This window comes from Brevibacterium sp. SIMBA_078 (genome assembly GCF_046534565.1).
Classification (GTDB): Bacteria; Actinomycetota; Actinomycetes; order Actinomycetales; family Brevibacteriaceae; genus Brevibacterium.
Genome location: NZ_JAWRYQ010000001.1, coordinates 889,067 through 913,081, shown reverse-complemented (window position 1 = coordinate 913,081; position 24,015 = coordinate 889,067). Strand labels below are relative to the sequence as shown.

The 24,015-nt window shown below is 67.1% G+C and carries 21 protein-coding genes; 9 read left to right on the top strand and 12 right to left on the bottom strand.

All coding sequences use genetic code 11. The features are described from left to right. Positions 1–6: 6 nt before the first annotated feature. A complete protein-coding gene (locus SB749_RS04070) occupies positions 7–1,218 on the bottom strand; it encodes an MFS transporter (RefSeq protein WP_410709173.1) in 1,212 nt (403 codons plus the stop codon). 212 nt (positions 1,219–1,430) lie between these two features. Between SB749_RS04070 and SB749_RS04065 the strand changes: the two genes are divergently transcribed. Beyond that, positions 1,431–1,889, top strand: a complete 459-nt coding sequence (locus SB749_RS04065) for a Rieske (2Fe-2S) protein (RefSeq protein WP_410709172.1) — start codon at positions 1,431–1,433, stop codon at positions 1,887–1,889. A 62-nt stretch (positions 1,890–1,951) separates the two neighbouring features. Here SB749_RS04065 and SB749_RS04060 read toward each other — a convergent pair whose 3' ends face one another. The 3 genes from SB749_RS04060 to SB749_RS04050 form a co-directional block, all read right to left on the bottom strand. Then, positions 1,952–2,326, bottom strand: a complete 375-nt coding sequence (locus SB749_RS04060; protein ID WP_410709171.1) for a hypothetical protein — start codon at positions 2,324–2,326, stop codon at positions 1,952–1,954. Further along, entirely contained in the window at positions 2,323–3,423 is a 1,101-nt protein-coding gene (locus SB749_RS04055) for a serine hydrolase domain-containing protein (protein WP_410709170.1), read from the bottom strand. The genes SB749_RS04060 and SB749_RS04055 overlap by 4 nt, the downstream gene beginning before the upstream one ends. 86 nt (positions 3,424–3,509) lie before the next feature. After that, a complete protein-coding gene (locus tag SB749_RS04050; protein ID WP_410709169.1) occupies positions 3,510–4,052 on the bottom strand; it encodes an ArsR/SmtB family transcription factor in 543 nt (180 codons plus the stop codon). Positions 4,053–4,176: 124 nt separating this feature from the next. Here SB749_RS04050 and SB749_RS04045 point away from each other — a divergent pair, with 124 nt between their 5' ends. Both SB749_RS04045 and otsB read left to right on the top strand, forming a co-directional pair. After that, positions 4,177–5,001: an HdeD family acid-resistance protein gene (locus SB749_RS04045; RefSeq protein WP_410709168.1), complete on the top strand. Its 825-nt coding sequence runs from the start codon at positions 4,177–4,179 to the stop codon at positions 4,999–5,001. Between the two features lie 35 nt (positions 5,002–5,036). After that, positions 5,037–7,688, top strand: coding sequence for a trehalose-phosphatase (otsB, locus tag SB749_RS04040; protein ID WP_410709167.1), 2,652 nt, complete (start codon positions 5,037–5,039; stop codon positions 7,686–7,688). Positions 7,689–7,806: 118 nt separating this feature from the next. Here otsB and SB749_RS04035 read toward each other — a convergent pair whose 3' ends face one another. Continuing rightward, on the bottom strand, positions 7,807–8,259 hold the full coding sequence (locus SB749_RS04035) for a MaoC family dehydratase (RefSeq protein WP_410709166.1): 453 nt from the start codon (positions 8,257–8,259) through the stop codon (positions 7,807–7,809). 168 nt (positions 8,260–8,427) lie between these two features. On the opposite strand from SB749_RS04035, the gene SB749_RS04030 reads away from it, so the two are divergent. Further along, positions 8,428–9,063: a DUF1990 family protein gene (locus SB749_RS04030; RefSeq protein ID WP_410709164.1), complete on the top strand. Its 636-nt coding sequence runs from the start codon at positions 8,428–8,430 to the stop codon at positions 9,061–9,063. Positions 9,064–9,067: 4 nt separating this feature from the next. Here the strand turns inward: SB749_RS04030 and SB749_RS04025 are convergent, their stop codons facing one another. The 4 genes from SB749_RS04025 to SB749_RS04010 all read right to left on the bottom strand — a co-directional run bounded on the left by SB749_RS04025 (position 9,068) and on the right by SB749_RS04010 (position 13,379). Further along, the gene (locus tag SB749_RS04025) at positions 9,068–10,135 is read right to left on the bottom strand and encodes a D-alanyl-D-alanine carboxypeptidase family protein (RefSeq protein ID WP_410709162.1); all 1,068 of its coding nucleotides are present in this window, start codon (positions 10,133–10,135) and stop codon (positions 9,068–9,070) included. 226 nt (positions 10,136–10,361) lie between these two features. Further along, the gene (locus SB749_RS04020) at positions 10,362–11,648 is read right to left on the bottom strand and encodes a sensor histidine kinase (protein WP_410709161.1); all 1,287 of its coding nucleotides are present in this window, start codon (positions 11,646–11,648) and stop codon (positions 10,362–10,364) included. Between the two features lie 4 nt (positions 11,649–11,652). After that, positions 11,653–12,618, bottom strand: a complete 966-nt coding sequence (locus SB749_RS04015; protein WP_410709159.1) for a response regulator transcription factor — start codon at positions 12,616–12,618, stop codon at positions 11,653–11,655. Then, positions 12,618–13,379 (bottom strand): hypothetical protein, encoded by a 762-nt coding sequence (locus tag SB749_RS04010; RefSeq protein WP_410709158.1) that lies wholly within the window; start codon positions 13,377–13,379, stop codon positions 12,618–12,620. The genes SB749_RS04015 and SB749_RS04010 overlap by 1 nt, the downstream gene beginning before the upstream one ends. A gap of 181 nt (positions 13,380–13,560) precedes the next feature. On the opposite strand from SB749_RS04010, the gene SB749_RS04005 reads away from it, so the two are divergent. Continuing rightward, positions 13,561–13,842 (top strand): hypothetical protein, encoded by a 282-nt coding sequence (locus SB749_RS04005; RefSeq protein WP_139467472.1) that lies wholly within the window; start codon positions 13,561–13,563, stop codon positions 13,840–13,842. Between the two features lie 198 nt (positions 13,843–14,040). On the opposite strand, the gene SB749_RS04000 is transcribed toward SB749_RS04005, so the two are convergent. From SB749_RS04000 to SB749_RS03990, 3 genes are all read right to left on the bottom strand, one after another. After that, positions 14,041–16,392, bottom strand: coding sequence for a heavy metal translocating P-type ATPase (locus SB749_RS04000; RefSeq protein ID WP_410709157.1), 2,352 nt, complete (start codon positions 16,390–16,392; stop codon positions 14,041–14,043). Continuing rightward, entirely contained in the window at positions 16,392–16,604 is a 213-nt protein-coding gene (locus SB749_RS03995) for a heavy-metal-associated domain-containing protein (protein ID WP_410709156.1), read from the bottom strand. The genes SB749_RS04000 and SB749_RS03995 overlap by 1 nt, the downstream gene beginning before the upstream one ends. A gap of 86 nt (positions 16,605–16,690) precedes the next feature. Next, positions 16,691–16,984, bottom strand: coding sequence for a metal-sensitive transcriptional regulator (locus SB749_RS03990; RefSeq protein WP_062862662.1), 294 nt, complete (start codon positions 16,982–16,984; stop codon positions 16,691–16,693). Positions 16,985–17,097: 113 nt separating this feature from the next. Between SB749_RS03990 and SB749_RS03985 the strand changes: the two genes are divergently transcribed. The 4 genes from SB749_RS03985 (at position 17,098) to SB749_RS03970 (ending at position 24,015) form a co-directional block, all read left to right on the top strand. Further along, positions 17,098–19,005: an MOSC domain-containing protein gene (locus SB749_RS03985; protein ID WP_410709155.1), complete on the top strand. Its 1,908-nt coding sequence runs from the start codon at positions 17,098–17,100 to the stop codon at positions 19,003–19,005. A gap of 152 nt (positions 19,006–19,157) precedes the next feature. Beyond that, positions 19,158–21,053 carry a sensor histidine kinase gene (locus SB749_RS03980; protein WP_410709154.1) on the top strand — a complete coding sequence of 632 codons (1,896 nt, stop codon included), beginning with the start codon at positions 19,158–19,160 and terminating at the stop codon, positions 21,051–21,053. A 112-nt stretch (positions 21,054–21,165) separates the two neighbouring features. Further along, positions 21,166–21,900 (top strand): response regulator, encoded by a 735-nt coding sequence (locus SB749_RS03975; RefSeq protein WP_101547022.1) that lies wholly within the window; start codon positions 21,166–21,168, stop codon positions 21,898–21,900. Between the two features lie 162 nt (positions 21,901–22,062). Then, entirely contained in the window at positions 22,063–24,015 is a 1,953-nt protein-coding gene (locus SB749_RS03970; protein ID WP_410709153.1) for a penicillin-binding transpeptidase domain-containing protein, read from the top strand.

Genomic DNA, 24,015 nt, shown 5'->3' with positions numbered 1-24,015 from the left:
CCTAGTTCACGTCACTGACCTGAACCTCCGGGCCGCCACGAGTCCCAACGCGCACACCGCGGCCACAGCGACGGCGAAGACGACGGTCGCGTTCGCCAGTCCCACCTCGGCGGCGAGGAATCCGGCACCGATCGCCGGCACCGATATGAACACGTACGCAAGGATGAAGTACGAGGTGGTCGCCTCGGTGCGGTGCTCCGGCGCGGTCACCGCGGTGATCGCACGCATCCCGGTCATGAACACGAGCCCCTGCCCGGCACCGGCCAACGCTGCGGAGGCGATGAGCACCGGCAGGGACCCCGCCATGAGCGCGAAGACGAGAGCACCCATGCTCACGATCATGGTCACGGTCCCGCCGATGATGAGTCGACGGTCGTTCAACCCGCGCAGCAGCACCTGCGCCGTCGCCGAGGCGCCGAAGAGAAGGAACACGACGGCGCCCGTGACCGCGGTCGACGTCACGTGCAGGGTCTGCCCGATGAAGCTCGGCGCGATCGCCGAATACAGCCCGCACACCGAGAAGCCGGTGATCGCCCCAGGTGAGGCGGCCAGGAACATGCGCTTCGCCGAGGCGGGAATCCCCGGCAGCTGCAACCGCACAGCCGTCGCCCCGCCGTGCGTCCGGTCCCGCACGAAGATGAGCGCCAAGCCGGCGATGACGAGCATGAGCGCGTTGACGAGGAACGGCGTGAGCAGGGGAGCGGGGGCGAAGCGGGCGAGCAGTCCGGACGACAGGATCCCGAGTCCGAGGCCGCCCATATTCGCCGCCGTGGCCAAGGATCCGGCGAGTCGTTCGCGCCCGGCGGGCGCGTTCTCGAGCACGGTGACGGTGGCGGTCGACGTGAAGATCCCCGCGGCCAGACCGGACAAAACTCGGCCGGTCAGCAGCAGGCCGATGTGGGATCCGATGAGGAAGAGCACCGCCGAGGCGGTCGAGAAGATCACCCCGAGGCTGAGCACCGGCCGTCGACCCAGTCCGTCGGAGAGGCGACCGAAGACGACGAGCGCGCCGATGACCCCGACCACGTAGATTGCGAAGAGCTGAGTGGTGAATGCGGTGCCGAACCCGAACCGCTCCTCATAGAGCGGGTAGAGGGGCGTGGGCAGGGTGGTGCCCATCATGACGACGGTGAATACGTACACCGAGGCGGCCAGGCCCCATCCCGTCGCGATGCGCGGATCCGGGCGCCGCTGGTGTGCTGCCGTCTCGTCGGCCACTGCCGCACCCCTTTTCCGGTTGAAATCGTCCCTCGCCGAGGCGGCCCACCGCACCCATCGCCCCGATCGTCCGAGGACCGGTCTGGTGCCATTCGATCCTGACAGGTACCTGCAGGCGGTGAACCGACTGCGATTGTACGCTGGAACTTACGAGTCCATGTCTGTTGGCGGCATGGCGGATTGTGCGCACCCGCGAGAAGGAGCAGATTCCGATGACGACGACCCCGAGCAGCCCCGCCGAAGTCGAATCGACCGCAACGGCGGATCCGACCCGACGACGTGTGATGAAGACAGCGGGCGTGGCCGGAACGGTGGCCGTCATCGGCGGCTCTGTGGCGGCCACCTCGGCGTGTTCGTCTGACGAGGAGGCGGAGCCGACGAAGGACTCGAGTCTGCCGGCCTCCGACGTTCCCGTCGGTTCCGGCACCGTCATCGAGGACACCTACGTCGTCACTCAGCCGAAGGAAGGCGAGTTCTTCGCGTTCTCATCGGTGTGCACCCACCAGGGCTGCCAGGTCAAACAGATCACCGAGAAGGCCATCATCTGCCCGTGCCATTCCTCGAACTTCTCGGTGACCACGGGTGAGGTGATCTCCGGTCCGGCCGAGGAGCCGCTGCCGAAGTACGAGGTCTCCGAAAGCGGCGGCACTCTGACCGTCAAGGGCAAGTAGAGCCCGACGCCGGCCGGCTCAGGCCGCCGTGGTCGGCTGTTCGCGGAGCCGGGCGCTCTCCGTCAGAGGAAGAGTCCGGGAAGGACGAGTGCGCCAGCGATGAGGAGCGCGAGCAGAGCGGAGAAGCCGAGCCCGCTCGCCTCGTTCCTGCGTGCCTTCGCCTCGTCGGATCGCCACGGCAGGTCCGACCAGACGAGCGCGGCTCGGAAGACGGAGACGACGATGGCGAGCATTCCGGCCAGCCAGACGTAGATGAACCAGCTCTCCCAGCCGCCGAACGGGGTGATGAGGCGGATGAGCAGCACGAATACGACCGCCGTGACCATCCCTGAGAGCAGCCCGATCCGGGACGCCGCACGAGGAGCTCGCCACGCGGTGAAGGCACCCCAGGCCACGATGAGGGCCCCGATGACAGTAGAGACGAGTTCGGGACTCATGAGCGTTCTCCCTTCGTCGAGACAAGACTCGCGGCCTCATCGACGTCGTTGGCTGAGTCGTTCAGGACGATGATGCCGCCACCGCTCTCTGTGTCGAATCCGAGGTACGACCGGTACCCTCCGGTGCCGCCGTTGTGCCAGGTGATGGTCGAGCCGTCTTGCGTCGTCGTGAACCACGCCCAGCCGATGCGGTCGTCCTCGAAGTCGGCTCGAGGTTCGGCCGCGTCGGCGCCGGGCGCGGTTCCGTCGCTCACGGCTCGCAGCCAGATCGACAGGTCATGGGTCGTCGATCGAATCGCGCCGGCTGGCGCCGAGCCGCCGAGAGTCCACGGAGCGGCCGGCAGCCCCGATGCCGTGAACCCATGGGACAGACCGTCAGCGGACTCCGGGACGAATGTCTCCTTCATCCCCAAGGGTTCGGCGAGGCGGTCGCGAACGAGTTCGGAATAGTCCTGCCCGGCCACCTCGGCGAGGGCTTGGCCGAGAACGGCGAACCCATAGTTCGAATACTCGGGCTCCGGCTCGCCCACGTCCACGTCGTTGAGGCTGGCGACGATGTCAGCGGCGTCCCCGCGGTATGGGTCGGTGTGGATGTAATTCGACAGCACGCTCATCACTCCGTCACTGAAGCTCGGAGCGGGTTCCTGGGAGGGCAGCCCCGACCGCTGCATCGCAATCGACTCGAGCGTCACCTCGGCGACCTTCCCGTCCAGGTCCGGCCAGACTTCGCCGAGGCGGGTGTCCGCCTTCACCTCGCCCCGGTCGATCGCCTCGGCGAAGAGCGCGGCCGTGAACGTCTTCGTGATCGATCCGATCTCGAACTCGGTGTGCTCATGGGCTCCGGTGCCCGCGAAAGTCACTTCGTCGCCGTCGACGCGGGCGGCCGCCACGTGCTGCCAATGCCGGCTGCCGAGTGCGTCCTCGAGCTCAGCAATGAGCTCGGGATCCCCGGTAGGCGCGCCCTGGAAACCGCGCGGCCACGGGGTGATCGCCGCGAGCACGGCGGCCGTGAGTGAGGCAGCAAGCAAGGCAATCCCCAGTCGCCGAGGCGGCCGTCCCGCGGCCGCAGATGTGCGGTGGTCGTCGGTGACGGTCATCGTTCCTCCTGGTCAGCAGGGGTGGAAAGTGTGGTGGTCCGGTACGGGTCGTGCGGTGGGCGATGGCCCAAGGACGCGAGGGTTCGTCAGTGTGTGCCGATGAGGACGAGGGTGAGCAGTGGAATGACTCGCTGAGCGGGCACCCGCCAGTGTCCGCGGCGGGCGCTCTCTAACCAACCGGCGCCAGCGAGGGCATGCACATGGTGATAGATCTGCCCGGACGTGCCGAAGCGTTCGTCCTTGCCCAGCTCGGCCACGGTGCTCGTGCCCTCATAGATCGCCTGGAGCAGCTGCAGGCGGACCGGGTGGCCGAGGGCTGCCAGGGATCCGGCCGCCTCGGCGAAGTCGATCTGCGCCAGGCCCGCGCTGCTCAGGCCCATCTGCCACGCCACGGGACCGCTGCCGCCCGGGGGAGTCGTGTACCCGGTGTAGGTCACTCCGCCCTCCTCGCCGAGGTGGTCGACGAGCCCATGCAGCGCCCAGAAGGTCTCCGCGTCGCCCGGCAGGGCGGTCGCCGCTTCGCCTGCGGCGGGCCGCGGTGGCGCGATGGAGGCGGCCGCAGCCTCGAGTTCGGCGACTCGTTGTTCGAGGGCGGAGAGGCGATCGTCTGCCGACGGTGTCGATTCCATACTTCGATAATACAATCAATACGTAATTACGTAAAGACATGATACGCAACGAAGCGCCGCCCACCCGCGCCTGAGTCGACGCTGACCGGACAGACTCAGGCAGGCGACCTAGACTGGTGCCGTGATGAGTACCGAAGAACCGCGCACCGAATCCACGCCCCCGCGTAACGAAGCCGCCCCGCAGGCCATTGCCGCAGCGAGTCGGCTCGGCTGGCCCATGATCGTGCGTGGAGTCCTCGGCGTCGCCTTCGGCATCGTCACCGTCTTCTGGCCCCGCGACGCCGTCAACCCCGCGCAGCTGAGCCTGCCGACCGACGTCGTCGACCACTTGGCCATCGGCTACCTCATCCTCTTCGCCCTGGCCCTGGTCTTCCAGGCCGTGCGCTCGCCGTTGAACGTGCGCACCGCGATCTTCGGCCAGGCCGTCATCGCGATCCCGGCCATCGTCTTCCTCTTCCTCGCCGACCAGCCCGCCGAACTGCGCGCGGCCGTGAGCATCTGGGCCCTGCTGCACGGCGCACTCGAATTCTGGGCCTACCGGCAGCTGCGGTCCCAGCCCATGGCCTCGGACTTCCTCATCGCCTCCGGAGTCCACGTCCTGCTCGGCATCATCCTCGTCTTCGGCGACGGCATGGAGGCCCTGTCGATCCTCGGCTTCACGGGAGCGGCGACCCTCATCGCCGGCGTGATCTTCATCATCGGCGGCTACTCCCGCCTGAGCAAGGGCCGCCAGCTGGCAAAGCTCGGTGCCCTGCCCGAACAGATCGACACCCCCGCCGAGGCGACCGACCGCGCCGACGCTGCCCCCGCGGGTGCCGCTGACGCCGCCGACGATACGAGCCGGTCCGATGCCGCGGACACGCCCGACTCAACGGACCCCGACGGCGCGGCCGATTCCGGTGATCCGGACGATCCGGACGACGACACCCCCGTGACGAAAGAGCCCTGACCGGCACCCGAGCCAACCGAGACACCCGAGGTGAGATGAGCACTGTCGAGCACGAGAGCGCAACCGAATCCCGATTGGCCACCATAGCCGCCTCGGTGAGGTCCTCCGAACTATTGGGCGACCTGGCCGAAGCCAGCCGAGCACTCGATCCCGTCCTCTTCCGGCGCCTCTTCGCGCTCTCCCGTTCCCCATCCCTGCTGGTGGCGACCGACTACGACGGGACGATCGCCCCCATCGTCGACGTCCCCAGCCAAGCCTTTCCCTTGGAGAGCTCGGTCGACTCACTGCGCGCGCTCGCCTTGCTGCCGTCCACCTCGGCGGGGGTGATCTCCGGTCGCAGTCTGCGCGACCTCGCGGCGATGTCGCGCCTGCCCCGGGAGGTCCACCTCTTCGGGTCTCACGGCGGTGAGACAGACACCTTCACCATCGACGCCCTCACCGAAACGCAGCGGGCGGTCCTCGTCGACTTCCGCGCCGACCTCACCCGCGCCCTGCCGCGCGATGTCATCGAGCACAAAACCACCGGCGCGGCCGTGCACCTGCGCGGACTCGACGAGACCGACCGGCGGGAGATCGAAGCCGCCGTCGAGAAGCTCGCAGCCGCCCACCCGATCCATCCCACCCGCGGAAAACAGGTCATCGACCTGTCCGTCGTACCGTCGTCGAAGGCCGATGCGCTGACCCGTCTGCGCAGCCAGACAGGGGCGGAGGCCGTCGTCTTCATCGGTGATGACACCGCCGACGAATTCGCTCTCGAAACCCTCGGCGCCGACGACCTCGGGCTCAAGGTCGGGGATCAGCCCGCGCCCACTCACGCCGACTTCCGGCTGGACTCACCGGCCGAGGTCTCCACCGTCCTCAGCGCCCTGTTCGAACTGCGCAAATCCTGGCTCTTCGGCCGCCGCGCCACCCCGATCCAGCGGCACAGCCTCGTCGGCAACGGACAGTCGACCGCGCTCATCGACCCCACCGGCAGCATCTGCTGGATGCCGCACCCGCTGCCGCATTCGGCGTCGATGTTCTCCGAGATCCTCGGCTCCGAGGCGGCCGGATTCTTCGCCGTGGCACCGGCCAACGGGGCTGCCCCGCTGACCCAGCGCTACCTCGGGAATTCGACCCTGCTCGAGACCCGGTGGGCCGGACTGAGCTGCGTCGACTACCTCGCTCCCGTGGACGGACACAGCGACGACACGATCGTCGTCCGCGTACTCACCGGCGACACCCCGACCCGCATCCGGTTCGCACCCAGGCTCGACTACGCCACGGTTCCCACCCGGATGACCAGGACCGATGACGGGGTTTCGGTGCTCGGCACCGCGGAGCCGATCGAACTCCACGCCCCCGGAATCGACTTCGACATCATTGAGAACGGCGACTCCCACACCGCCGAAGCAACCGTCGTCCCTTCGCAGCAGCCCGGCGGATCCGTCGTCCTCGTCCTCGCCTGCGGGACGGGCACGGGCGACGCCGGGTACATGGCCACCGGCGGCGAGCACCATGTGCGCGAACGCGCCCTGAACTTCTGGACGAACTGGGTCGAATCACTGACTCTGCCCGGTCACCACCGCGAAGAGGTCATCCGCTCGGCGATCACCCTGCGCGCCCTGTGCCACGAACCCACCGGTGGAGTCCTCGCCGCCCCCACGACCTCCCTGCCGGAGGGCATCGGCGGCGTCCGCAACTGGGACTACCGCTATACCTGGCTGCGCGACGGGTCGATGACTGTCCGCGCCCTGCTCGCCCTCGGTTCCACCGGTGAGGCCGAAGGTTTCCTCTCATGGCTGTCGGGCATCCTCGAGCGCACGGTTTCACCCGAACAGCTCCATCCGCTCTACGCCGTCGACGGCTCGGCCCTGACCACTGAGGCGGTGCTCAACCACCTGCCCGGATACGCCGGATCACGGCCGGTGCGGGTCGGCAACGCCGCCGAACATCAGGTCCAACTCGATGTGTTCGGCCCGGTCACGGAGCTCCTCGACGAACTCAGCGACCACCTCGGCGAGTTGCCCGAGGATTATTGGACGCTCACCTGCCAGATGGTCGAAGCCGTGGGCAAACGGTGGTTCGAGGCCGATCACGGGATCTGGGAGGCCAGGCGCGCGCCGAAGCACAACGTGTACACGCGCGTGATGTGCTGGGTGACGGTCGATCGGGCGCTGCGGATCGCGGATCGGTTCGACCGGGAGCCGCCCGGTGCGTGGCGGCAGCTGCGCGAGGAGATCGCCCACGACGTGCTCACGCACGGCTACAACGAGGAGGTCGGAGCGTTCACCGTCGCGTACGGTGAGACGGACCTGGATTCGGCGGCCCTGTTCGTCGGACTCTCGGGGCTGCTCGACGCCGACGATCCGCGGTTCGTGTCCACCGTCGACGCGATCGAACGCGAGCTGCGGGTCGGCCCGACGGTGTTCCGCTACCGCTATGACGACGGGCTGCCCGGGCTCGAGGGCGGATTCCACATCTGCACGACGTGGCTCATCGAAGCCTTCATCAAGGTCGGCCGCATCGACGACGCCTGGGATCTGTTCCGGCAGGTCGACAACCTGCTCGGGCCCACCGGACTGCTGTCGGAGGAATACGACCCCGTCGCCGAGATGCACCTGGGCAACCACCCGCAGGCGTACTCACACCTCGGCTACATCCGCGTCGCTCAGCAGCTCGACGCCCACCGCCCGAACGTGCTTTAGGAGGGCGAAATGGTCACAGAAAACCGTCGGGAGAGTGACCAATTCGCCCACCTGAGGCGGGGTTGAGCACCGTCGCCGCACTGCAACCCGGATTGCAGGCTCCTCGTTGGCACCTCGCTCACTCGACGAGGAGGGTGACCACCTCGGCGACGCATGCGGGGCGATCCTGGCCGTCGATCTCGATCGTGTGTTCGAGGATGACCTGAGTGCCCTTGTCGCCGCGGATGACCTTCTTGACGCTGATGGTTCCGCGCAGTCGGGAGCCGACGACGACGGGCTGGAGGAAGCGGACCTTGTTGAGTCCGTAGTTGACGCGGATCGACACGCCCTCGATGGTGAAGACCTCGGTGGAGAACTTCGGAATGAGCGAGAGGGTGAAGAATCCGTGGACGATCGTCGCGCCGTAGGGCCCCTCGGCCGCGCGCGCTTCGTCGACGTGGATCCACTGGTGGTCGCCGGTGACGTCGGCGAAGGCGCTGATCGCGTCCTGGTCCATCGTCATCCACTCGGAGGAGCCGAGTTCCTGGCCGATGAGCGATTCGATCTCGTCGATGCCGTCGATTGTGCGCACGTGGTTCTCCTTTGATCGTGGCTCAGATGCTGAGCGGACATTCGATTGAGGTCCGCTGTTCTTGGCATCATACGTGGCCGTCCGGTCGATGCCACCCCGCCGTCCGGACTGTGAGTCCCACGGTCCGAGTCCGTCAGGTTGACGGGCCGAGTCCGTGAGGTTGGAAGCATGGCCGCACACTCACAGGACCGTCCGGAGACGCTGACGCAACCCCTCTCGCCGAGGTGGCTGGAGCGTCCCGACGCCTACCGGAACTTCGAATCCGCGTACTTCGTCGGGCACGGGAAAGAGACCTTCGACCGCTGCGCCGAGGAGGTCCTGCACTGGGAGGTCAAGATCCGCAGCGGCTTCGACATCGAGGTGGATGGGAGCGCGGACGGAGCGGATCGAGCCGATCGAGCGGGTCGAGCGGGTCGAGCGGCTCGATCGGGTCGAGCGGAGTCGACGGCCGATGTCGACGCTCGCGCGGATGGAGTGAGACCTGGCCGGGCGCCTCGAGTGGAGCCGGGCCAGGAGCCGACGATCCGCGTGCGCCTCGGACCCCTCCGGTTGGCTGAGCCCTCACGGGTCATCGACGTCTTCGAAGCGGAGGACCGGTGCGGCTTCACCTATGGCACGAAGCCGGGACATCCGATCACCGGAGAGGAGTCATTCATCCTCATCCGCACCGTCGATGACCGGGTCTTCCTCCTCCTGAGGTCGGTCTCGCGGGCGGGGCTGGGCAACTGGAGACTCGGCGAACCGTTCGTCCGGCTCGCTCAGATCATCTACCGCCGCCGCTACGGACGGGCGCTGCGCAGCTGATCGATCACTTGCCGGGAATCGAGTCGCGGGCGGGAGTGTATTCCCAGTGCCACGGCTCGTACATGCTGGCCTTGGCCCAGTCGGGGTTCTCCCAGCCGTATTCGTCTCCGTGCTCGACGAGCCAGTTCCAGGCTCCGGTCTTGTTGGCGACTCCGCCACCGAGGTCGAGGGCGATGCCCCAACCGTGCAGGGACGTGCCCGGCTTGGCGGCCAGGCCCGGCTTCCGGCCGGCGACCGAGAGCTGTCCGGCCATGTCACGATAGGAATCCGTGATCTCGAGTTCCTTGCCGGTGTCCTTCTTGTAGGCGGCGTTCATCTTCGCGAAGGAGACAGCGGCGTCGGCACGGAGTCGGTGATCTTCCTTGCCGAGATCGCACAGCCACTCATCGGGCAGCTCGCCGTTGCCGGCGGACTGGTCGAAGTTCTGCTTCTCATCGCAGCCGGGCAGGGCGCTCTTCTCAACCGCGCGGGACGCGGCTTCGACCTTCTTCTGCTTGGCGCTCGGCACGCCGATCTCCATCGACGACTTCCCCTTGACCTCGGGGACGTCGGCATTGACCTTCTCGGCATTGATGGCGGCGGGCTCACCGGCGGCGGTCGGGTCGGTCTTGACCTCGGCACCGCCGCTGAGGTTGTTGACCAGCATGGTCACTGCAGTTGCGGCACCGGCCACTGAGACGGCAGCCAGAGTCGATACGGTCCGCACCTTCCTTTTGCGCACGGACTTGAGCAGCGCGCCATCGGACCCGCGGCTCTCGGCGGCTCCTGCGCTGACCCGACGGGCCGACGAGGCAGGCGGTGAGCCGAAGGTCGTCGGGACCGCAGCGGCTTCACGAGCCATTGCGGCCCGGCGTGGAGACGGCTGAGCCGCCTGCGCCTCGGCGGCCATCGCTGCGCGCCTCGGCGACAGTGACTCGGCAGAGGAGTCAGCGGATGCAGTGGATGCAGGCGCGGCCGGTGTCCCGGTGCTGCGCGACGAAGTGCGTGCGCGTGAGAACGGGGACGATGAGCGACGCCTGTGCAGATCCCGTCGACGCACCGTTGGTTCTGTGGTCGATGATGACTCTGACATAACTCTCCGTGTGACTGTGACTCGTCGAAGACCGCCGAGGTTTCGACGACTTCAATACAACATCACAAAAGTGTAACGGGAATATATAGAACCTGTCATATTTTGGTGACGAGTCGCACCCGCGGGCGGTCAGCCGATGTTCAGGCCGGGTTCAGCGAAACCCCGGAATCCCGGTATCAGGCCAGGTCAGCGCCGTGGACGACGTTCAGGGGCCGCCTCGGCGAAATTATTCGGATCGGCTCTCGATGTACTGTCGGAGCGCGCGTTCCTGGGCTTCCTCGTCGGGGAAGATCACCTCGGTTCGGGCGCCTCCCGTTACGGGGTCGTTACTGAAGATCAGCGTGATGCCGAGCAGGCGAGCCTGCCCCTGCGCGATGACGAGACCGAGGCCCATTCCGCCGCCGCCTGCGGAGACGAAGCGGGTCGGGCCGGTGTTGACGATGTCCGGCGGATAGCCGGAACCGGAGTCGGTGACGACGATGCTGCGCGTGCTCGTCTCCAAACGGATGGGATCTCCGCCGTGTTTGATCGCGTTGACGAGCAGGTTCGACACGATGCGCTCGAAACGGCGGACATCGGTGACCAGCGTCGAATTCAGCGCCGCCAGATGCGTGTCGATCTGATGGCCGGCGAGGGCGCCCGAAGCTTCCATCGTGCCCAGCAGGGACCGGATCGCCTGATCGACGTCGACGCGGGTGAACTCGGGGTTGGCGCGGCCGGCGTCGAGGCGGGAGACCTCGAGGAGATCCTCGACGAGGACCTGCATGCGCACGACCCGGTCCTTGACGAGTTCGGCGGGGCGGGAATCCTCTTCGAGCAGGTTCGCGGCGTTGACCAGACCGGTCAGCGGTGTGCGCATCTCGTGCGCGAGGTCGGCGGTGAAGCGCTGCTCGGAGTCGATCCGTTCGGTCAGGCGGGCCACCGCGGTGTCGACGGCCGTGGCGAAGGCCCACACCTCCTGATCGGATTCGTCGATGACATCGGCGATGCGCGTGGTCGTGTCCCCGGCGGCGATCTTCCTGGCGGCCTGAGCGCCGAGGGTGAGCCTGCGGGAGATGCGGCCGGCGACGATCGATCCGACACCGCCGACGACGAGGGCGGAGCCGATCATGCCCACCAGCAGCGCCTGGTCGATCTGGCCGATGAGCTCCTGGCTGTCCTTCGTCGAAGCGCGCACGGAGATCACCTGGGTGTGCGAACCGACCTCGATCGGGGCGGCTGCCCACACGATCTCCTCGCCGTCGACCTCGGACCGGATCGTCACGCTCTGCCCCTTGAGCGCGGACTTGCGCGCTTCCTTGGGCAGTTCGGGATCGTCGATGCGGGCGTTGAGGGTGAGCACCCCGGTTTCGGAGAAGATGGCCGTTGCGTTCGTCAGCTGCTCCGTCACGGTCGAACGCATCCGGTCGTCCTCGGCCCGTGCCGCGGATTGGCGCAGCACGATCGAGCACGACAGCACGGCGATGATCACCGAGGCGACGATGAGCAGAGAGATCTTCCAGCGCAGCGACATGCGATCAGCCTGCGAAGCGGTAACCGAATCCGCGAACGGTTTCGATCATGTTCGCCCCGATCTTCTTCCGCAGGCGCTGGATGTGGACGTCGACGACGCGGGAGTCGCCGGCCCATTCGTATCCCCATACCGTGAACGCGATCTTCTCCCGCGAGTACACGTGCTCGGGCTGCTCGGTCAGCAGCAGGAGGACGCGCAGTTCGGTCGGGGTGAGATGGACTTCCTCTCCGTCGACCTCGACGGTCAGTCGGCCGGTGTCGAGGACGAGGGAGCCCAGTCGTGTGCGGAACGGACCCAACCCGCCGTCGGAGCCGGACGATTCCTGGGCCACCGTGGGCGAGCCGTTCGGGCGAGGGGGAACCCCGGTGCCGCCGATCGCCTCTTCGTCGTCGTCCGCCTCGGGGGCGGTGGTGAATTTCCCACCGGCACCGAGGTAGGTGTCATCGGATTCGAGCTGCGCTCGCAGTCGATCCCGGGTGTCCATTCCGGGGCTGGCGCCGAGGACCTCGGGAATGCCGTCGCCGGTGACCATGCCGCCGGGACCGATGACGGTTTCGTGATGCTCATCCGCTTCGGGGGCGGGGGAGTAGCCGAACCGGTCGGTGCCGGTGGTGATGAAGCGGCGGACGACCGCACGGATGCGGGCGTTGAGCACCTGCATGTCGAAGGGCTTGGTGAGGTAGTCATCGGCTCCCGCCTCGAGCGCCTGGACGATGTCGATGGCGTCCGAGCGGGCGGAGATGATGATGATCGGGATCGTCGAACGCTCCCGCACGGCACGGCAGATGGACGCGCCGTTCATCGTCGGCAGCATGAGATCCAGAAGCAGGACGTCGGCGCCGTTGGCGGAGACGAACTCGTACCCCTCGCGGCCGTCGGCAAAGGCCGAGACTGTGTAATCGAAGCGTTCGAGTCCGATCTGCGTCGTTTCGCGGATGACCTCGTCATCCTCGACCAGAACTATGTGCATTACGTTTCTCCATTAAGCCGCGTGAAGCGTTGACCTGGTTCAAACCTACCGTCGTGCAGGCGGAACACCTGCACCGACCAGCCGGAGGGGCAGCATGCTTTGTCCCCGTCAGCGAACATGGCCTCCTGCACCACCAGTGTCCCATTTCTGCCGGGACTGACCTTGAGCTGATTGCCTGTGGCGATGAGCTCGAGGCGGGGCTCGCCCCTCTGTTCGCTGATGACGGCGCCGGCGATGATCTCATTCCGCTGTTTGGGGTTGGCCACCGTGACCAGCTGGAACTTCTGTTCACCGCTGAGGAACGGCGACGCGAACTTCAGGCAGTCCTCGCAGTCGGCGACGACCTTGGCGGTCTCCGTGGCGCTGCCGGTGACGGCGATTCCCGAGGACGATTCGATGGCCTTGCGGACCTCGTCGAGCGAGAACGGTTCGTTCGCCTGGCCGGCCGCCTCGGTATTGGGGGCGAAGAGAGAGGGGGAGGGGTTGCCCTCGGGGGAGACCTTGAGCCCGCGATCGGGTCCGCATGCCGTGACGGTGAGAGTCATGACCGCCGCGAGGATGAGTGCAGTGACAGTACGGAGGGTGTGACGGGGGGATGACGAGTGGGGAATGTCGAGGGGGCCGGGGCCGACGGCTGCGATGTCTGCGGCGGTGGTCGTCGGTGCAGTGGTGTCCGCACATGATTCACGGCCAGGCGGGGCCTGGCTGGAGTGAAATGAGCACAGCGCCTCCCCGGAGGCGCGTCTGACAGTGACGGGCACACCCTCATTTTTGCCTGTTCCGAGCCTGTAGTCCACCTGATCATCAGTTCAGGTGAGCAGAATCCGCCCGCACCGGTCAAAGGTTCCGGCGTCAGAGTTCGGCCACAAGGGGGCTTGCGGCCGCCTCGGTGTGCGTGTGGGGGCGAGTCGGCTCTCAGGTCGGACCGGTAGAATGAGCGGCATGGCGCCCACGAACACCCCGAAGAAGAAGTCCACAGGCGGCAAGCCCACCAGCACGGTGTCCTACAAGGACGCGATCAAAGTCGGCGCCGTCTGCGGAATCGTCACTCTCGTCCTCGCGATCATCGTCACCCGAGCATGGCAGGACGGCCGCGCCTTCGGCTACGCATTCATCTACGCCGGAGCGGCATTTGTGCTGGTGTCGGGCTTCACGAGCTACCTCAACTGGGTGATGCGCAAGGATACGCAGAACCAGAACCAGTCTTACCCGGTCATGCGGTAAGACAACTCCTGCCGCTGTCGAGCCACCATCGGCCGACCTCACCGTTTGCGGCACACCCTCGCGGGAATGTCCCTTCCTACACCTGCTGAGGCATCAGACACCGAAAGCGCCATAACGCCCTGCAGGAGCAGGGGGTTATGGCGCTTTCAGTGGGGGATGCTCGAGGTCGGGGGTGGATGCTCGTCCGCCCCGCCGCGCCTACTTGAACCGCAGTAGGCGGAGGCTGTTGAGGATGACGAACACCGACGAGAACGCCATCGCAGCCCCGGCGATCATCGGGTCGAGCAGACCGAACGCCGCGATCGGGATCGCTGCCGTGTTGTAGGCGAAGGCCCAGAACAGGTTGCCCTTGATGAGCCCCAAGGTCCGGCGCGAGAGCCTGATCGCCTGCGGGATCTGCTGAGGATCGGACTTGACCATGGTGACATCCGAAGCCGCCATCGCCGCGTCCGTGCCCGACCCCATCGCGATGCCGAGGTCGGCACCGGCCAGAGCGGCGGCGTCGTTGACCCCGTCGCCCACCATGGCCACGGCCCGGCCCTGCCCCTGCAGTTCGCTGACCACGGAGACCTTGCCTTCCGGACGGACATCCGCACGGACTTCGGTGATTCCGAGAGCCTCGGCGACCACCTCGGCGGCTTGGGCGTTGTCCCCGGTCAGCAGCACGGTGCTCAGTCCCAGCGAATGCAGTTCGTCGATCGCTGCCTTGGCCGTCGGCTTGGCTTCATCGGAGACGAAGCTCAGCCCGCGGAACTGACCGTCGATCGCCAGTGCGACGATCGTGGCCCCACGCGGAACCGAATCGGTCGGGTAGTTGACCGCGATTCCGCGCTCGCGGAGCAGATCAGGACGACCGGCGAGAACCTCGACACCGTCGATCGTGGCCCGCAGTCCGCCGCCGGCGATGTTCTCGAAATCCGTGACCGATGACCCGGCCGCGGTTTCGACCGACCTCGCCGAGGCGGCCCTGGCCGAATCCTCGGACGATCCCATCGAATCCGGCTCGGTCGAGACAGTCCCGGTCGAGAGGCTCCCCGCCGAGGGAGTCCCGGTCGCGGCGGCTCCAGCTGACCCCGTCCCGACGATCTCGGGCGCGGCGTCGACGATGGCGCGGGCGATCGGGTGTTCGCTGCGCGATTCCAATCGGGCCAGGACATCGAAGTCAGCGGGCGAGAGCTCGGTTCCGGTCAGGCTCATCACGCCGGTGGTCAGGGTGCCGGTCTTGTCGAGGACGACCGTATCGATCGACCGCGTCGACTCCAGCGCCTCGGGACCGGAGACGAGGATGCCCAGCTGGGATCCGCGCCCCGACGAGACTGCGAGAGCCGTGGGCGTGGCCAGGCCAAGGGCGCAGGGGCAGGCGATGATGAGCACGGTGAGTGCCGCATGCAGTCCCGCCGCCCAGTCGCCGGTGGCGAAGCCCCAGACGAGCAGGGTGAGGATGGCGATGCCGAAGACGATCGGCACGAACACCGCCGAGATCCGATCGGCCAGTCGCTGCACGGCAGGTTTGCCGTTCTGCGCACGGGAGACGAGATCGGCCATGGCTGCCAGCGTCGTGTCCGCACCCACACGGGTGGCACGGACCTCGAGCACACCGGAGGTGTTGATCGTGGCGCCGGTGACGGAATCTCCGGGGCCGACCTCGACCGGAACGGATTCGCCGGTGAGCATTGCCTCATCGATGGCCGAATGACCGTTCAGCACCTCACCGTCGGTGGCGATCTTCTCGCCGGGACGGACGAGGAAGACATCGCCGATGGTCAGCTCATCGATCGGCACCTGCACCTCGACACGGCCGTCATTCGCGGCGGCACTGTCCGAAGCGGCGGCACCATTCGGGGAGGCGCCCTCACGCAGCACGGTCGCAGACTTCGCGCCGAGGTCGAGCAGCGCTTTGAGCGCAGCCGTCGCCCGGTTCTTCGCCCGGTCCTCGGTGAGCTTGCCGATGAGCAAAAACACCGTGATCGCCGCGGCCGCTTCGAACCACAAGTGGTACTCGGCGGGAATCGCCCAGCCGTGACCGTCGGCGACGGCCCGACCCAGCGTGAAGTACGAGTACAGGCTCGCGACGGTGATGCCGACGCTGACGAGGGTGTCCATGGTCGTCGATCCACCGCGGGCGGCCTTGTACGCCGCCGAGTGGAACGGCCACGCGCCCCAGGTGACGACCGGCAGGACGAGGATCGCGACGATCCACTGCCACCCGGTGAAGTGCCAGCTCATGACCATCGAGATCGCGACGGTCGGCACGGCCAGTATGAGGGCGCCTGCGAAGCGCGGTCGCAGGTGGCGGGGATCGTAGTCGACGATCTCCGGACCGGCACCGCCTGCGCCGGGGCTGCGCACCGTGGCACCGTAGCCGGCCTTCTCGACGACGGCGGTGATGTCGTCGTCGCTGAGTTCGGAATCGATGACCACATGCGCGGTCTCCAGCGGCAGGTTGACCGCCGCCGTGACCCCGTCGAGGCGGGTGAGCTTCTTCTCGATCCGCGCCGAGCACGACGCGCAGGTCATGCCCGTGATGTCGAGCTCGAGCTCGCGAGGCATCACTTCACCTCGTAGCCGGCCTCATCGACGGCGGCACGGATCGCCGCATCGTCGAGTGCGTCCGCTGAGGTAATCGTGACCGGGGAATCGCCCCCGGCGTTGAGGTCGACCGCGACGTCCGAGACGCCCGCGAGTGACCCGAGCTCTTCCTTGACCGCGGCTTCGCAGTGTCCGCAGGTCATTCCCGAAACGGTGATGGTGGTGGTCGTCATTGTGTTCTCCAATCAGCGGTGAGTGTTTCCCGATGTCAGAGCCTCGGGCGTCGTCGCACCCCGACCGGGTGGACGCAGCCCTCCGCTCAGCTCTTGATGAGTCGGGAGATGGCGGCTGATGCCTCTTCGACCTTCTTCCGCGCTTCTTCGTCGTCGCCCGATGAGGCGGCGTCGACCACGCAGTGAGCGATGTGCTCTTCGAGGAGGTTGATGGAGACCGCGTGCAGCGCGGCTGTCGCGGCGGAGACCTGGGTGAGGATGTCGATGCAGTACTTGTCCTCGTCGATCATCTTCCCGATTCCGCGGACCTGACCTTCGATCCGCTTCATCCTCCGTGCGAGAGCGTCCTTCTGCGGGGTGTATCCATGTTGCTCAGTCATACTCACACCGTATACCCCTACAGGGTATAAATCAAGATCGCTCCTCGCCGAGGCGGCTGTGCGTTTGCTCTCACCCTGACCCTGACGTGTTCTCCGGCTCCTACAATCGAATTATGCGTGCTGCCAGACTGTTCCGGTTCCCGGTCAAGGGATTCCCCGCCGAGGAGCTCACCGAGGCCCGAGTGGTCAAGGATCGCGGAATCCGCGGCGACCGGATCGCGGCGTTCACGAACGGCAGCCTCGACGTCCCCGCCGACGCCTGGCGCTCGTACTCCGCCTTCACCGTGCTCAAGAACGACACCGACCTGCAGAAATGGCAGGTCGCAACGACACTCCCCGAGGCGGTCGGCGCCGACGCCGATGCCGATTCCGCGACCGAGACCGATCCTGACGAGCGGAGTGCCCCCGCCGAGGCAGCCGACGATGATTCCGCGACCGTGACCCTCACGGCCCCGACGGGGGAATCGACGACCTTCTCCACGGACGACGAAGAGGGCAGGGCCGCCTCGGCGAGATTCCTCTCCGAACGGATACCCCCTCAGGGTACATTCCCGCGCTGCCTGGCCGTCGCGGATCAGGGAATGTTCGACTCGCGGCGCTCAGGTGTCTCGCTCATCAATCCCGCCACGGTCGCCGCGATCGCCGATACCGACGAGGGCCGCGCCGCCCTCGGGCTGAGCGCGCAGGAGGCGGAACGCACAGGATCCGGCAACGGCGACCCGGCCACTCCCGCAGCCGAGCTCGACCCGCTGCGGTTCCGCGGCAACATTTTCGTCGACGGGCTCGCCCCGTTCGAAGAGTTCGCGCTCATCGGTTCGATCATCCGCCTCGGCGGCGTGCGCCTGGCGATCCGCTCGACGATCGAACGCTGCCCGGCGACGACCGTCAACCCGACGACTACCGAGGTCGACGTCAACGTCCCGCGTGTGCTCAACTCCGCCTGCGGGCATCTGCACTGCGGAATCTACGGGCAGATCCTCGAGACCGGCGTTGTCATGGCCGGCGACGAGATCACCGTCGAAGGCCCGGCCCCGCACGACCTGGTCAAGGTCGCGCGGACTCCGCGGTTCATGACCGTCGTCGGCCGTCAGCAGATCTGCAACGATATCGTCGAGGTGGCTCTGCGCGACGATCTCGGCTGGATCCGCGAATTCGACGAACCTGGCACGAACCTGCGCGTCCACCTCGACCTCGGTGCACCGTTCTGGCGGACCTATACGATCACCGACGTCGACGACGACATCGTCCGCATCGCCGTGCGCACCCAGGGCAAGGGCTCCCGCGCCGTGGCGTCGCTGGACGAAGGACAGCGGATCCTCACCTCCGGCCCGCACGGAACCATGACCGCCTCCCGCGTCTTCGGCGGCACAACGGCCCTGATCACCGCGGGAATCGGCATCACCCCGAGCCTCGGACTGCTGCGCAGCGATGGGCTGGCCGACCTGCCCGCCACCGACCGGATCCGGCTCTTCCACGTCGACCGCGACCACCGCACCGCCTGCCTGTGGAACCGGCTGCAGGACCGCGCCCACTCGGGAGCCGTGCCCGTCGAGACCCACCACCGCGACACCGCGACGGCCGGTCGACCCGGGCACATGGAACTCGTCGACTGGGTGGCCGGCTGCGACAACGTCATGGTCTGCGGACCCCGCGACTTCACGGCGGCCGTGCTCGCCGCCGCTGACGAGGCCGGCGTTCCCGCCGTCCACCAGGAGACCTTCGCCTCTCCGAACACGGGAATGAGCGAGGCCATCGCCGCATGCTCGCCCGCCGAGGTGACCCTGGAGGAATCGGGCACGAGCTTCGTCTGGCAGCCGCAGGAAGGCACCCTGCTCGAATCCTTGGAAGCGCGCGGATTCCGCTCACCGAGCTCCTGCCGAGGCGGATCCTGCGGAACCTGCTCGGTGTCCCTGGCCGCCGGGTCCGTGCTCTACCCGATCGAACCGGCTGCCCGAGTCGAGGGCGACGAAGTGCTCGTGTGCTCCGCGGTCCCCGCCGGGCCCATCAGTCTGGCGCTCTGAACACAGGCAGGCTGACCCTGCCTGACTGACTCGGCTGACTGACCCTGCCGGACTGATCCGTCTGACTGACTCGGCAGGCCCTCTGAACCGGCCGCATGGCCTGCCCGCCTGACCAGGCAGACGGCCTCAGCGTGGGTGGCACAATGGATTCCATGCCGAAGAAGAAGCGCACCGTGCTGTCGAAGGGGCCCGCCGGACCGGTGGGTCGCCTGAGTCGGTGGGTCCGCCTCTCCGCAGCCGGTCGGATCATGTTCGCGAACTCGATCATGCTCGTGGGAATCATGGTGCTCACGACGAGTCTGCTCTACCTCCAGCTCTCCCAGCTCAACACGAAGCGCGAACAGGACCTGCTGCGGTCGGCCGCGGACAACATCTCGATGTCGCTGGGCCTCGTCGGCACCGGTGACGTCGGCCAAGACGACTATCTCGACTCCGAGTCCCGCGACGACGTCCAGACGCTGCTGGACAACGTCATCAGCCAATACGGCTTCGACATCGCCGCGGTCGTGCCCATCGACTTCCTCCTCACCCCGCCGACCCTGGGCTCACCCGGACGCCAACAGGCGCTGGAAGCGAAGACCGCCTCGGCGGATTCCGGGAAGATTCCCGAGGACTCCATCGACCAGCTGGCCCAGGCCGTCGACGGACAGGCCCTGCAGGAGGGCAGGTCGACCGTGCGCTTCATCAACGACGGCGGCCCGGCCGACGGCACCATGTACGTCGTCACCCCGGTCTATGCCGAACACGTCGGCGTCGACGGACTGAGATCGGACACCGTCGTCGGCGCCGTCATCGTCGGCAGCTCCGCCGATTCGGTCCGCGAAGGCTTCCTGGCACAGGGCAAATGGCTCATCGGCATCGCCGTCCTCACCCTCATCCTCGGCATCGGCTCGTCCTGGGTGACATCGCGGGGACTGCGCAGGGTCACCGGCGACTACGGTGCCGACGAGCTGCGCAGCATGCTCGACTTCTACTCCTCCGTGCTCACGGCCGTCTCCGAAGGACTGCTGCTCGTCGACCGTGCCCGCGGAATCGTGCTCATCAACACCGAGGCCCGGGAACTGTTGGGCATGCCGCCCGCCGGTGACGATGCGGACCCGGGGCCCACCTCGGCGGAGGAGATGCCGCTGCGCGAACTCGACCTGCCCGAGGCGCTGCACGATCTGCTCGCCTCCGGCCGGTGGGCTCGTGACGAGATCCACTACACCGACGACCGCGTCCTCGTCGTCAATCAGCAGCCCACCGAGGCGGCCAGTGACACCTGGGTCGTGACCATGCGCGATCACACGGAGCTGGCCGAGCTCTCCGGCGAACTCGTCTCCGTGCGGTCCTTCTCCGATTCCCTGCGCGCGCAGACCCACGAATACGCGAACCGGCTGCACATGGTCGTGTCCCTGCTCGAGACCGGGCACGTCGACGAGGCCATCGACTTCGCGGCCAAGGACATCGACGATCTCAACCGGGTCAACGGGGACGGGTCGATGACCTTCGACCACCCCGTCCTCTCGGCGCTGCTGCTGTCGAAGATCGCCCAAGCCGCCGAGGTGGGCATCGAGATGACGGTGGACACCGCGGACCTCACGGGCAACCTCGGCGGGGATGATCGCGACCTCGCAACGATCCTCGGCAACCTCGTCGACAATGCCTTCGACGCCCTGAGCAGGCAGGACGTTCTGGCCGAGGACAAGAGGGTCCACGTCGAACTGTCCGGTTCAGGCGGTCCCGGCGGATTCACGATCGAGGTCAGCGACGACGGTCCGGGCATCGACGAGGAATACCTCGACGCGATCTTCGAACGCGGGTGGTCGACGAAGCACGACGGTGTCGAGACCGACCAGGGGCAGGGGCGCCAGCAGACGGGCACCCGCGGGGTCGGGCTGTCCTTGGTCGTGCAGGCGATCCGCCGACTCGGGGGAGCCGTCGATGTGCAGGGCCACGGGGAGGACTGCGACCGGTTCAAGGGTGCAGTGCTCACGGTGTGGCTGCCCGACCCGAACGGTGCGGGGCAGAATGGGGCCGGTCAGACCGGGGCGGGTCAGACCGGATAGGGCTGGACCGTCGCCGGCGGGCTCGGTGCCGGTAGGTGCGGGCTCGGCTCGATGTGTCGGGACTGCAACACGATCCGGGACGCTGTCAAACGGGTGAAGATAGACTGGCGGCATGTCGGACACAACTGCGCCTGAATCGAGCATCGGTGTGCTCGTCGTCGAGGATGAGGTGGTCGCCGCCCGTGCTCACGCGAAGTACATCGACCGCATCGACGGCTATCACGTCGCGGGAGTGGCGAAGAACGCCACTCAGGCGATGGCTGCTCTCACGGGTCAGATCTACGGCCTCGATCCCTCCGGCGTCCACCTCGTCCTCCTCGACATGAACCTGCCCGACGGGCACGGACTCCAGGTCTGCCGCGCCATCCGCGGCCAACGCGTCGACGTCGACATCATCGCGGTCACCGCGGCCCGGGACATGCAGATCGTGCAGGAGGCCCTGTCCTACGGGGTCGCCCAGTACATCATCAAGCCCTTCACCTTCCCCGTCTTCAAATCCAAACTCGAGGCGTATTCGTCCTTCCGCAACCGCCTCGGCGGGGATTCGAACGACGGCGAGGTCACCCAGACCGAGGTCGACAAGGCGATTTCGGCTCTGCGCACGCACACCGTGGCGGCGACCGCGAAGGGCGTGCCCGATGCGGTCCAGGCCGAGGTGAAGAGCCTGCTCAATGAGAATCCGGGCCAGTCCGCCGCAGAGCTGGCCGAAGGGCTCGGGGTCTCGCGAGTCACCGCTCGCCGCTACCTCGAATCCATGGCCGACGCCGGGATGCTCGAACGTCGTCCCCGATACGGTTCGGCCGGTCGTCCCGTCCTCGAATACACCGTCGTCCCCGACGCGGGCTGACCGCGGATTACGTGCGCGAGCAGCCGCCCGTGACCGACGCCGCGGGCTGATCGCTCTGTCACCGCGCCCACGACCGACTCAACAATCGGCCATGGACCGACGTAACGCCGGTCTCGGCACAGAGCAATGGACATCGAGGGGGCCTCGTTAGAGGATGGTCCCATGTCGAAGAAGTCCCGGGTCTGGCTGGCCGTCGCTCTCGTCCTCGTGCTGCTCGCCGGAGCCGGAGTCTTCGCTCTCTTCCGTCTGCCGATGACGAAGTCCTCCGCTGCGAAGGCGGCCGCCCACGACCTCGCCGAAGAACAGCTGAGCTCGGACATCTGGCATGAGAAGGACCTCGCTCAGGGCCTGTTCGACCGGGTCACGAAGGCATTGGGCACGAGAGTCGACCTGCGGTCGGTCACCGTCGACGACATCACCGAGGCGGACGGTCGGACCGTGGCCACCCTCGATTGGACGTGGGCGAACAACGACGGAGAGTCCTGGGAGTACAGTTCCCAGCTGCCGCTGGAGAAGAACGGGCTCTTCTGGTGGGCGGATCTCACTGAGAAGGCCATCCACCCGAAGCTCGGCAAGGGCGGCAGCTTCGCTCTGCGCGCGAATCCCGGCGGGCGAGGGAAGATCCTCGGCGCCGATGATGAAGTGCTTATGGAGGAGGGGAAGGTCGTCGACATCGGCGTCCACCCGAACCGGCTCGAACCCGACACCATCGGCCGACTCGTCAGCGGACTCAACGACGGTGTCGACTCCCTCGACCTCGACGCCGATGACCTCGAGAAGTCGGTCGATGACGCCGAAGGCAACCAGCTCGTCCCCGTCGTGACACTGCGCGAAGACGACTACAAAGAGGTCAAGAGCGCCATCCACGATCTGCCGGGAATCCTCTTCACCGAGGATACCCAGACCCTGACACGCTCCCGCGGGTTCGCTCAGGCCACCCTCGGTTCGGCCGGTCCTGCCAGCGCCGATGACATCGAGAAGTCCAAGGGTGAGATCATCGCCGGCGACATCGTCGGTCGCACCGGTCTGCAGAAGACCTTCAACTCCCGTCTCAGCGGACCGGGCAGCGTCGAAGTCTTCGCCAAGGGCGATTCGACGAACGACAAAGGCGGAAAGACGAAGCTGACGAGCCTGCATGCCTTCGAAGCGAAAGACGGCGAAGACGTCGAGACCACCCTCGACGTCGATATCCAGACCGCCGCCGACAAGGCGGCAGCGACGGCGAAGAAGCCGGCCGCCGTAGTCGCGATCCGCCCCAGCGACGGCCACGTGCTCGCCGTGGCCAACCAGGACCCGGAAGGAGCGGCCTGGGACCGAGCGCTGAGCGGCCAGTACGCTCCCGGCTCGGTGTTCAAGATCGCCTCGGGGCTGGCGCTGCTCGACGCCGGGGTGAGTCCCGACGACGACATCGACTGCCCGAAGACCGCGAACATCGGCGGCAAGAGCTTCAAGAACGCCGAAGACGAAGTGCTCGGCACCGTCAGCTTCGCCGACGACTTCGCCCACTCCTGCAACACCGCATTCGTCTCCTCCGGCGACAAGGTCTCAGGCAGCGAGGTGGCCGATGCCGCCGCCCAACTCGGCATGCTCGGCGACGCCTCGGCCATCGGCGCGAAGATGGCCTCGGTGCCGACCGACGATGACGAGGTCACCCACGCAGCTCAGATGATCGGTCAGGGCAAGGTGCAGTCGAGCCCGCTGGCCGTGGCGACGATGGCCGCCTCGGTGGAGGCGGGGGAGACCGTCACCCCGCAGCTCGTTGTCGGTGAGGCGCTCGACGAGGCGAAGAGCGGCGACGGCAGCCAGGCTGCAGGTCAGGGCACCGGCCAGGGCGATGCCCCGACGCTCGACGCGGACGCAGCGAAGGAGATCTCGGTGATGATGCGCGCAGTCGTCACCGAGGGCACCGCGACCGACCTCAAAGATGTTCCAGGCGACCCGGTCCACGGCAAGACCGGCACGGCCGAATACGGCAATGACTCCCCGCCGCGAACCCATTCGTGGTTCGCCGGCTTCCAGGGCGACCTGGCCGTGGCCGTGCTCATCGAAGACGGCGGATTCGGCGCCGAGGCGGCCGTGCCGGTGGCGCACGAATTCTTCGACAACGTCAACTGA

What these genes read in the sequence shown, in the direction of transcription:
- SB749_RS04065 (WP_410709172.1), top strand. Translation starts at nt 1,431, where the DNA reads ATGACGACGACCCCGAGCAGCCCCGCCGAAGTCGAATCGACCGCAACG.
- SB749_RS04060 (WP_410709171.1), bottom strand. Translation starts at nt 2,326, where the DNA reads ATGAGTCCCGAACTCGTCTCTACTGTCATCGGGGCCCTCATCGTGGCC.
- SB749_RS04055 (WP_410709170.1), bottom strand. Translation starts at nt 3,423, where the DNA reads ATGACCGTCACCGACGACCACCGCACATCTGCGGCCGCGGGACGGCCG.
- SB749_RS04050 (WP_410709169.1), bottom strand. Translation starts at nt 4,052, where the DNA reads ATGGAATCGACACCGTCGGCAGACGATCGCCTCTCCGCCCTCGAACAA.
- SB749_RS04045 (WP_410709168.1), top strand. Translation starts at nt 4,177, where the DNA reads ATGAGTACCGAAGAACCGCGCACCGAATCCACGCCCCCGCGTAACGAA.
- otsB (WP_410709167.1), top strand. Translation starts at nt 5,037, where the DNA reads ATGAGCACTGTCGAGCACGAGAGCGCAACCGAATCCCGATTGGCCACC.
- SB749_RS04030 (WP_410709164.1), top strand. Translation starts at nt 8,428, where the DNA reads ATGGCCGCACACTCACAGGACCGTCCGGAGACGCTGACGCAACCCCTC.
- SB749_RS04025 (WP_410709162.1), bottom strand. Translation starts at nt 10,135, where the DNA reads ATGTCAGAGTCATCATCGACCACAGAACCAACGGTGCGTCGACGGGAT.
- SB749_RS04020 (WP_410709161.1), bottom strand. Translation starts at nt 11,648, where the DNA reads ATGTCGCTGCGCTGGAAGATCTCTCTGCTCATCGTCGCCTCGGTGATC.
- SB749_RS04015 (WP_410709159.1), bottom strand. Translation starts at nt 12,618, where the DNA reads ATGCACATAGTTCTGGTCGAGGATGACGAGGTCATCCGCGAAACGACG.
- SB749_RS04005 (WP_139467472.1), top strand. Translation starts at nt 13,561, where the DNA reads ATGGCGCCCACGAACACCCCGAAGAAGAAGTCCACAGGCGGCAAGCCC.
- SB749_RS04000 (WP_410709157.1), bottom strand. Translation starts at nt 16,392, where the DNA reads ATGCCTCGCGAGCTCGAGCTCGACATCACGGGCATGACCTGCGCGTCG.
- SB749_RS03995 (WP_410709156.1), bottom strand. Translation starts at nt 16,604, where the DNA reads ATGACGACCACCACCATCACCGTTTCGGGAATGACCTGCGGACACTGC.
- SB749_RS03990 (WP_062862662.1), bottom strand. Translation starts at nt 16,984, where the DNA reads ATGACTGAGCAACATGGATACACCCCGCAGAAGGACGCTCTCGCACGG.
- SB749_RS03985 (WP_410709155.1), top strand. Translation starts at nt 17,098, where the DNA reads ATGCGTGCTGCCAGACTGTTCCGGTTCCCGGTCAAGGGATTCCCCGCC.
- SB749_RS03980 (WP_410709154.1), top strand. Translation starts at nt 19,158, where the DNA reads ATGCCGAAGAAGAAGCGCACCGTGCTGTCGAAGGGGCCCGCCGGACCG.
- SB749_RS03975 (WP_101547022.1), top strand. Translation starts at nt 21,166, where the DNA reads ATGTCGGACACAACTGCGCCTGAATCGAGCATCGGTGTGCTCGTCGTC.
- SB749_RS03970 (WP_410709153.1), top strand. Translation starts at nt 22,063, where the DNA reads ATGTCGAAGAAGTCCCGGGTCTGGCTGGCCGTCGCTCTCGTCCTCGTG.